Source organism: Geminocystis sp. GBBB08, from assembly GCF_016743215.1.
Classification (GTDB): domain Bacteria; phylum Cyanobacteriota; class Cyanobacteriia; order Cyanobacteriales; family Cyanobacteriaceae; genus Geminocystis.
Window position 1 is genome coordinate 1 of sequence record NZ_VRZC01000269.1, and the last position, 2,716, is coordinate 2,716.

The 2,716-nt window shown below is 37.3% G+C and carries 2 protein-coding genes and 1 pseudogene; 1 reads left to right on the forward strand and 2 read right to left on the reverse strand.

What is annotated here, in order from left to right; genetic code table 11:
- Positions 1-1,449, reverse strand: a 1,449-nt coding sequence (gene ltrA / locus FWJ34_RS19050; RefSeq protein WP_308256903.1) for a group II intron reverse transcriptase/maturase, incomplete at its 3' end; no start/stop codon positions are given.
- Positions 1,450-2,055: 606 nt separating this feature from the next.
- Positions 2,056-2,412: pseudogene (locus FWJ34_RS19655) on the reverse strand (helix-turn-helix domain-containing protein); the annotation flags it as partial.
- A gap of 50 nt (positions 2,413-2,462) precedes the next feature.
- Between FWJ34_RS19655 and FWJ34_RS19065 the strand changes: the two are divergent.
- Positions 2,463-2,600 (forward strand): ribbon-helix-helix protein, CopG family, encoded by a 138-nt coding sequence (locus tag FWJ34_RS19065; RefSeq protein WP_308256904.1) that lies wholly within the window; start codon positions 2,463-2,465, stop codon positions 2,598-2,600.
- The last annotated feature ends 116 nt before the right edge of the window (positions 2,601-2,716 follow it).

Consider the following 2,716-nt stretch of genomic DNA (forward strand, 5'->3'; position numbering starts at 1 on the left):
AGGTGATTTTTCTCCTCTGACTTTGGTATGTCTTTTGATTTCCGTCTTGCTATGGTTTAGTAGTCTCGCTCCATCCTCATCTCTGGTCGAAAATACCCATGTTCTTAATCCCCATGTGTGCCAATATTTTTTGACAACCCATGAATTGGATTTATTCGGATGGCTTCTTTCTGCCCATCTCTTGAGTTGTTGATATAACATATGGTCACATTTCGAGTAAGTTTCCTTACTGCACACCGAACTATAATAATTTGCCCAACCTCTAATAACGGGGTTCAGTTCCTTGATTAAAGTTACCTGTGGTGTTGATTTGTTTTTCCTGATTACATCTCCAATCTTTCTGATATGAGACTTGATTTTATCCTTTGATGGTTTTATGATGGTTTTGAAACCAAGCCTTCCACCTCTGTTATTTCCTGAGTGGGTTTGTCCAACTTCGTATTGACGGATTGTGAATCCTAAGAAGTCAAACCCTGTGTTCCCCTTATATTCATATAAAGTATGAGAAATTCGGGTTTTACTTGGTTTTAGTTCGAGTCCTAAATCTTTCAACCAGTTTTCGATTATTTCCTTACATTGCATAATTCTCTCAATGTCTTTGTGTAGAATTACAAAGTCATCTGCATATCGGATTATACTGAGAGAAATTTCATTATTCGTTTTGCTTTTTCCCCCTTTCCATGTACCTGCAAACTTTTTAAGTTCTAGTTCCATACCGTGTAAGGCTATATTCGCTAATAATGGGGATATTACACCTCCCTGTGGTGTACCTTCTTCGGTGGGAAATAGTTGTTTACCATCCATGTATCCACTCTTTAACCATGATTTAATTTCACGTCTCAATTGTGGGTAGGTTTCAAGTTTTGCAAGGAGTTTATTGTGGTCAATTCTGTCAAAACACTTAGCGATGTCGGCATCTAATACATATTTTGGTTGATACCTGATGGTATTAAATATTGCCTGTACTGCGTCATGACATGACCTTGCTGGTCGAAATCCATAACTATTTGATTCAAATTTTGCTTCCCATTGGGGTTCTATGGCTAATTTGACTAATCCTTGTTTAATCCTATCTTCCATACATGGTATTCCCAGTGGTCTTGTTTCACCATTAGGTTTAGGTATGTTCACTCTACGAGTAGGTTTACATTTACCTCTTAGGTTTAATTGACCAATTATTTCAAGGCGTTGCTTTGGGATCAGTGATTTAACTCCGTCCACTCCTGCTGTTTTCTTGCCTTGATTATCCTGAGTTACTTTTCTGGTTGCTAGAAGTTTTCGGTAATAGGATTTTACGAGTAACCTTTGTAAGCTGTGAACCAACTTGACATTACCATTCTGACTCGCTCTGTAAATTCGTTTTTGTAGTCTAAACACCTCTCTCTCCACAACTTTCCAGTTAATAGAGTTCCATGTATTTAATTTATCGATAGATTTTACCTTCGTCATAATTTCTTTACTAAATTGACTTTACATTGTTTATCAAAGTGTTCACGTCAGCATATCTTTTACATTACATAAAAGCGTTGGCTTCTTGAACAATCCTGCCTCCCATAACCTTACGCTGGTTACTACTCCTAGTTTTCGACCTCTAGGAGAGGTTATGAGAGGTTATCCCGTTCCCTATATCCTTCTGACAGTTCAAATGAACCGCAGTATTACTCAACCTTAGACTTCCTCTATCCACCGACTCTGTGTATTTGTCTCTAGTTCAGGTGCGAAAACCCACTAGTGCATTAGGGTTTTACCTTTTGGTCTAGCTTATCAGCCTTATTTAGCTAGTTCAAAATAACGATGGTTCAGGCGAGGATTCCTTTCGTAGTCGTGGTTAAATTGCTGGATGGGATTCCGATTTAGGCTATCAGTTACCACCTTTTAACCGAGCTTCAGCGTATGGTTTACCAAAACACCAAGTCACTGTCGGTTATGCTGTCACGTTGACAATAACGGGTAAGATTTTCACTTACAAGGATATAAAGTTGTCAAGGTACATTTCTGTTAACCTTGCCTAGTTTACGTTTCGGCTTGTTTGCCTAGACTTTGACTAGAACGGGTCACACTGCGCAAATTTTGTTGTAAAACCGTTGAATGAATTTTTTTATACCATGTTCTAGTTTTCTTTAAATTAGGTAATTCACTGGACTGCATTTCGTAGTCATTACGTTTTTTATCACCCTTAAAAGGTTCTCCTAATTGTGAGTGTTTAGATACAGAACAAGTTAATGGACAACATTCCGCTTTGGTGTGCAAGTCGCAGTAATTACCCATTTTAGGCTTTTTGACTTGCTCATAGCTTTCAATCCGATCTCTTAGACAGAAATTGTAATGAGAACGCAACATATCAAGCCAATTAACCATCAGGGCTTTTTGAGAGCTATTCGGTTTTAACTTGTATTTGTATGCTTTGTTCATTATATGCGTTAAACTAACAATGAAAATAGTATATCATATTATTATACACAATGGCAAAAATTCAATTAAGTGTAAGAGTTGAGGAGTCTGAAATGAAGTTGCTTATTAAGTATGCTAAAAAAACAGGACGCACAAAGACAGATATAGTAAGAGAGTTTATACGTTCTCTCAAAAGTCTTGAAAGTTAAGGACTCGCTGACGCTCGATTTTATTTGTTGGTTCGTTTACATCCCTCGTTGATTTCTGTGGGTATTTTTTTGTTGTGAAATTCAACGAAGGTCTTTCACTCACATTTCAAGATAAA

Bases quoted from the DNA above. Each gene is read 5' to 3' on its own strand.
- FWJ34_RS19065 (WP_308256904.1), top strand. From the start codon at position 2,463: ATGGCAAAAATTCAATTAAGTGTAAGAGTTGAGGAGTCTGAAATGAAG.